Below are 6,888 nucleotides of genomic sequence, written 5' to 3'. Positions count from 1 at the left end.
ACCAGTGACCCCTTGCTTGTAAGGCAAGTGCTCTCCCAACTGAGCTAATCCTCCAAAAGTCTATCAATATAATACCAAATTAAACATAGTTTGTAAATACTATTTGCTATTTATTAATCATAAATAGTTAATACTAATGTTTCATGTGAAACAAGAGGGAAATATGACAATAAATTTATCTATATTCATTTATAAAGAAATCCAAATAAAGTATAATGTTAATAGAAAGTATATTTCAAGGAGGACAATTATGAAATTTGATGAATATAAATATATTCGCCCTGATTTAGAAAAATTCAAATCAGACATGGGAGAACAATTATCACTAATAGCTACTGGTAAAGATGCTGATGTAGAGATCAAAGCTATTTATAGAGTATTTGATATTTTAGATGATATTGATTCTATGCAACAATTAGTAGGTATTCGTAACAGCGTTGATACCACAGATAAATTTTACGAAGACGAACAAAACTTTTTTGATGAGAATGGACCTCACATTCAAGAACAAAACCAAAAATTTATTAACTGCTTATTAGATAGTGCTAATAGAGATGCACTTGTAAAAGAGTTTGGAACATATATCTTTGTTAAATATGAAGTTGCTAAAAAAACGTTTAGCACAGAAATCATTCCTGAACTTCAAGAAGAAAACAAATTAAACACTGAGTATGGAAAACTAATGGCTAGTGCTAAGATTGAATTTCAAGGTGGAACTTACAACTTAAGCCAAATGAGACCTTTTACTCAAGATGTAAAAAGAGACGTACGTCATAGTGCACAATTAGCGGTTTCAGGTTGGTTCGAATCAAGTGAAACTGAAATAGATCGAATCTATGATGAAATGGTAACATTAAGAACTAGTATAGCTAAGAAACTAGGTTATGAAAACTTTGTACAATTAGCGTACGACCGTTTAGGTAGAACTGATTACGCAGCAAAAGAAGTAAAACTATATAGAGATCAAATCTTTGAAACAGTAGTCCCTTATGTTTCTGAACTTGTTAAAAGAAAAGGTAAACGACTAAATATTGAAGATCTTAAATCATACGATTTAGCTCTTTCATTCTTGTCAGGGAATCCTACTCCAAAAGGAGATAGCACATGGCAATTAAACCATGCGAAAGATATGTATGAAGACATGTCACCAGAAACAGGTGAATTCATTAACTTCATGATGGATCATGATTTATTGGAATTGGATTCTAAACCTGGTAAACAAGGTGGAGGATACTGTACATTTATTCCTGAATATGATAGCCCTTATATATTTGCTAACTTCAATGGTACAGCTGGTGATGTAGATGTATTAACTCATGAAGCAGGACATGCTTTCCAAGTATACCAGTCACAAAAGTTAATCCCAGATTACAGATGGCCTGGATACGAAGGAGCAGAAGTACATTCAATGAGTATGGAATTCCTAGCATGGCCTTGGATAGATAAATTCTTTGAAGATGATACTGAAAAATACAAATTTAATCATTTAGCAGGTGCGATTAGCTTCTTACCATATGGTGTGGCAGTTGATGAGTTCCAACATGGTATTTATGAAAATCCAAACCTTTCAAAAGAAGAAAGAAAAGAATTATGGCGTAAAGTAGAACAAAAATACTTACCGTTTAAGGATTATGATGATGATTCATTCTTAGAAAAAGGAACATTTTGGTTCCGTCAGGGACACATCTTTAGTGTTCCATTCTATTATATTGATTATACATTAGCACAAGTAGTCGCATTCCAGTACTGGATTAAAGCGCAAGACAACTCAAAAGAAGCATTTGCTCATTACTTAGCGCTATGTAAACTAGGTGGTTCAAAAGGCTTTGTAGATTTACTAAAATCCGCAAATCTTGAAAATCCCTTTAATAGTGGTACTGTATCTAAAACTTTAGAACCATTAAAAGCATTCTTAAACTCAATAGACGATACAAAACTATAAACAAAAAAGACACTCATTGAGTGTCTTTTTCATTCGTTAAAAATTTTTATATAGAGAGTTTTTTAAATAGTAAGAGATTCTTTTAGAATACGATTGAACCCCATAGAAAAACTAAATTAACAACTAGTACTGTTGTTACCCAAAGCAAATGTGAGTTTTCTCTGACTTTTTCTTTCATATGATGTCCCCCGTTCTTATTCTTAATTTAATTATATCAATTACTTATGTAGAATTTGTGAAAACCAAATGAATGTTTAAAGAATTCAATACCTTCTTGAAACAATAATATGAATTGAATAGATACTTTCGTTAAATAACCAATTAAATCCATTATCAACTAAGTATGATATAATTTAACTAAAGAAGGGTGGTGCCCAATATGTTAAATAATATAATAAGATCATTTCGATTAATCAAGTTTAATTGGAAAACTTTAATTGTGTTTGAAATGATATATAGATTATTTGGTTTGGCTGTAATCTACCCTATAGCATACAGATTATTCTACTATTCAGTGAAGCTTACTGGAAAAGAATACATAGCAAACAGTGAGTTTTATGAATACATAACTAGTCCAAGCACAATATTATTAGGCTTATTACTTTTTATTATCTTCGGACTTTATGTTGCCTATGAAGTTGTAGTGTTATCCATTTTATTTAGGAATAACAACTATAATAACAAGATTACTATTCAACCATTACTCGCTCAATCAATAACGAAATTCAGAAGAGCAATCATTAAATTCAATTTTATTATCATCTTATCATCACTTGTCTTCTTCTTTCTAGTTGAATTATTGCACTTAGTAGGTATAGCTAGTACAATCTCTTTACCAAATGCCATCATTGATGAAATGAAAGAACACATGGCATTTTATCCTACACTATATATATTTGTACTTATATTGATTTTACTTTTCGTAGAATCAATGTTTGTTGAGATTCAATGCTCTACAGAAAGTGTTTCTATAAAGGGGGTTTTTACTCACTCAAGGACTCTACTTAAAAAAAGCAGATTTGCTATCATTATTGAATTCCTGATACTTAACTCAATAATTAATATTGTATTTTATACACTATACGTAATAATTATTCTTCTACTTGCAATATCAATTTACTTATTCCAAGAGGGATCATTCGTATATCCGTATATATTAACATCCTTATATTCTACTTTTACTGTAATAGGGTTTCTTGCCACTATTGTATTGATCCCTGTGAACTTCGCCTGGATAAATGTGAGGTATTATAAAAACAAACCCTATGAATCTCTTAAGGTAGAAGATAGACCTACACCTTTTGTACAATTGATGCATTCCAATAATAAACTCTTTTACCGTATCCTTTCGGTTATGTCGATTGTTTTTGTTGTTATTGGAGTTTTTGCGATTTCTAGTGTAAATAGCAACCAATCTCAGTTTCAATTATTTAATACACCCTACGTTATTGCACATCGTGGTGGTGGGTTTTATGGACCAGAAAACACATTGATTGCCATTGAAAAGGGTATTGAGTTAGGTTCAGATGCCATTGAAATAGATGTGAGGTTCACCAAAGATGGTATACCTGTTGTAATACACGATGCTACACTTGGTAGAACTACAGATGATACTTCAGATCAATTTGTTAAGGATTTAACCCTCGAAGAACTTCAGCAATATGATGCTGGAAGTTGGTTTGGTGAAGAGTTTGCAAACCAAACTATTCCAACATTATATGATGTCTTAAGTCTTATCAGTAAAAAATCAAATGTACTGATAGAGCTTAAAGAGGTATACCCTGATACAAGTGAAGTCATTTTAGCGATAATTAAAGAAGTTAATTTTAAAGGTGAAATTATGATTATATCTTTCGATGAAGCTTTTTTGAGAGATATAAAATCCAAAAATGAGAATGTTATAACCTTACAACTACTAAGTTCCTTTATTGGAGACATAGATATTCTTGGTGACAAAGATTATATTGATAACTATGGTTTTAAATATGATGCATTTAGTGATAATGTTGAATACATCCAATCTCTACAAGAGAGTGGAAAAGGTGTTTATGTTTGGACAATAAATGATGAAACGGCAATAATCGAAATGAATAATCTTGGAGTCGATGGAATCATTACTGATTTACCACTATACACTCGTGAAGTAATCTACGGAAACAAAACTAAATCATTATTTGTTAAACTTCTTGAAACCTTATTTGCAATATAAAATAAAAAAGTAGACACTTATACATAAGTTTGTCTACTTTTTATAATTAGATGTTTTATTCCTTAATAAGAAATTAAATGGTGACCCGTACGGGATTCGAACCCGTGAATGCATGCGTGAAAGGCATGTGAGTTAAGCCGCTTCTCCAACGGGCCTATTGTTAGGCGATTTAATTATATATAAATAATGGTTGTATGTCAATAAGACAAAATAAAAAGGTAGAATAAACTACCTTTAATTTATGAAAATCTATTTCTTGTCTTATTTGCTATTTTTACTAACGTCAACATAATAGGTACTTCAACCAATACTCCTACGATTGTTACAAGTGCCACAGGTGAGGAAGAACCAAATATTGCAATCGCTACTGCGACGGCTAGTTCAAAGAAGTTAGAAGCTCCTATCATTCCAGCTGGAGCTGCTACATCGTGAGATATTTTCAGTACTCGTGCAATTCCATATGCTATAAAGAATATTAAGAAAGTTTGAATTGTAAGTGGTATCCCAATTAGAAGTATATGAAGAGGATTATTTAGTATGATATTTCCTTGGAATGAAAATATAATCACTAATGTTAATAATAACCCAACAACTGTAACATTATTAAATTTTGAGATAAATCTATTATTAAAGAAATCTATACCTTTCCTTCTTATAACTTGAGTCCTTGTAATCACTCCTAAAGCTAATGGTATAACAACAAACATCACAACACTAAAGAATAGTGTTCCCCATGGTACAGAGATAGATGTTAAGTTTATTAGAATTTTTACGATAGGTACAAACAGAAATAGTATTAGAATATCATTTGTAGCAACTTGAACAACTGTATACGCAGGATCTCCTTTTGTTAAGTGACTCCATACAAATACCATCGCAGTACAGGGCGCAGCTCCAAGTAATACAGCTCCAACTAAGTATTGTTCAGCTAAGTCTGATGGAATCCATACTTTAAATATTACAAAGAAGAATAAAGAAGCGATAGCGTACATGGTAAATGGTTTGATCAACCAATTTACAACCCATGTAAGATAAAGTCCTTTCGGATTTTCTTTCACTTTGATAACGCTCTTAAAATCTACCTTCATCATCATCGGGTAAATCATAATCCATATTAATATTGCGATTGGTATTGAAACGTTCTTATACTCAAATTTAGATAAGAAACTAGGAATAGCTGGTAATAATTCTCCAATACCAACACCTATAACCATACATAGGATTACCCATAAAGTTAAGTATTTATCAAAAAAAGATATCTTTCTTGTTTCTTCCATTATAGTTCTCCTCGTTTCACTCTAGCAATTAAATCAATAACTTTACCCTTGATTAAGTCTCTTGTTTCCTCAAAACCTTGTTTTGGTCCACCACTAGGATCATCAAGTCCCCAATCTTCACGATGTTTTGTTGGTACATATGGACATTCAACTCCACATCCCATAGTTACTAAAATATCTAATTTCTCTGGTATATCACTTAATAGTTTAGACGTATGTGCTGACATATCAATCCCAACATCTTCCATCACTTCTATTGCCATTGGTTTAGGTCCAGGATAGTCCTCAGTCCCAGCGCTATATACTTCTAATACATCATTCCCTAATTTTTTAGCAAACCCTTCTGCCATTTGACTTCGACAACTATTATGAATACAAACAAATGCTACTACTTTTTTAGCCATAATATACCTCCTAGTTTAATTAACTGTATTTTATCATCTATCACACAATTGTAAACTCAAACACTAAGTATTTACACAATCTTTACAAAACACTCAGTATCACCCACTCAATTAGTTTCATCACATTATATAACTCTCTATAAAGATGTTGTATTGTCCTATATTGGTTTATTACTGATAAAATGGTAGTTTATACCAAAAGAACATAAAAAAATAAAAGAGCCTATTTAAACGGCTCTTTCTCAAATACTAATCGATACCCATAATACAGTAGATACTGTGTTATGGTAAACAATACTACAAAGGTAAACATAAACAAATCAATACTTCCTAAAACCTCAGGAATAACTTTTAGTGGGTTTAATACTTCCCAGCTAAAGAAACGTAAGAATCTGCCGATATATATTCCTATAGAAGATAAAATCAACAATGCAACAAGGATAACTCCTCTTGTATATCTGTCTTCTATTTTTGTTATAATCATTTTATCCCAAATTAATAACGATTTAACTCCTAAAAACACACCAATAACAGCACTAATGAATATATGGAAATTCAAAATGTATGGTTCAATATAGTCTCTATACTCAGCATTTCCATACTCAATCAACTTATAGAAATCATCTGAATTAATATGTATCATGTCTGTTAATATATAAAACGTATTTGGTAAGAAAAACACAAATACAATAAGTAACATAATAATAATCCAATCAAACGTATACTCTTTCTTAACAAATCTCCTATATGCAATAGAAATTAGAATAAAAGGTACCATTGCTAAAACAACGTTTATACCTAACCAAACACTTAGTACATAACCATCTAACATAAATAGTATAATCGATATAAACATAAATCCAATTATGAATGCAAACGATTCAACAAGCTTTGATTCACTCATATTATCAACTCCCTAACGTATTATAACATAAAACAAAAACGGACCAAAGTCCGTCTGCTTTTTAAATGGCGGAGCAGGAGAGATTTGAACTCTCGCGCCGCGTAAACGACCTATACCCTTAGCAGGGGCACCTCTTCAGCCACTTGAGTACT

Annotated in this window: 5 protein-coding genes and 1 tRNA gene; 2 read left to right on the top strand and 4 right to left on the bottom strand. The window is 31.5% G+C overall.

Annotated features, from left to right (window positions below):
* Nucleotides 1-250 precede the first annotated feature (250 nt).
* Together AC2LE6_RS08110 and AC2LE6_RS08105 are read left to right on the top strand one after the other, a co-directional pair.
* Nucleotides 251-1,942: a M3 family oligoendopeptidase gene (locus tag AC2LE6_RS08110; RefSeq protein WP_484478754.1), complete on the top strand. Its 1,692-nt coding sequence runs from the start codon at nt 251-253 to the stop codon at nt 1,940-1,942.
* A 379-nt stretch (nt 1,943-2,321) separates the two neighbouring features.
* Nucleotides 2,322-4,151 (top strand): glycerophosphodiester phosphodiesterase family protein, encoded by a 1,830-nt coding sequence (locus AC2LE6_RS08105; protein ID WP_484478753.1) that lies wholly within the window; start codon nt 2,322-2,324, stop codon nt 4,149-4,151.
* A 78-nt stretch (nt 4,152-4,229) separates the two neighbouring features.
* Here the strand turns inward: AC2LE6_RS08105 and AC2LE6_RS08100 are convergent.
* The 4 genes from AC2LE6_RS08100 to AC2LE6_RS08085 form a co-directional block, all read right to left on the bottom strand.
* Nucleotides 4,230-4,306, bottom strand: a tRNA-Glu gene (locus AC2LE6_RS08100).
* 84 nt (nt 4,307-4,390) lie between these two features.
* On the bottom strand, nt 4,391-5,428 hold the full coding sequence (gene arsB, locus AC2LE6_RS08095) for an ACR3 family arsenite efflux transporter (RefSeq protein WP_484478752.1): 1,038 nt from the start codon (nt 5,426-5,428) through the stop codon (nt 4,391-4,393).
* Nucleotides 5,428-5,832 carry an arsenate reductase ArsC gene (locus AC2LE6_RS08090; protein ID WP_484478751.1) on the bottom strand — a complete coding sequence of 135 codons (405 nt, stop codon included), beginning with the start codon at nt 5,830-5,832 and terminating at the stop codon, nt 5,428-5,430. The genes arsB and AC2LE6_RS08090 overlap by 1 nt, the downstream gene beginning before the upstream one ends.
* A gap of 223 nt (nt 5,833-6,055) precedes the next feature.
* Nucleotides 6,056-6,736 carry a DUF1361 domain-containing protein gene (locus AC2LE6_RS08085; protein ID WP_484478750.1) on the bottom strand — a complete coding sequence of 227 codons (681 nt, stop codon included), beginning with the start codon at nt 6,734-6,736 and terminating at the stop codon, nt 6,056-6,058.
* Nucleotides 6,737-6,888: the final 152 nt, after the last annotated feature.

Source organism: Candidatus Izemoplasma sp. (assembly GCF_982632705.1).
The sequence above is the reverse complement of the archived record's forward strand: the minus strand, read 5'-3'. Positions and strand labels throughout refer to the sequence as shown.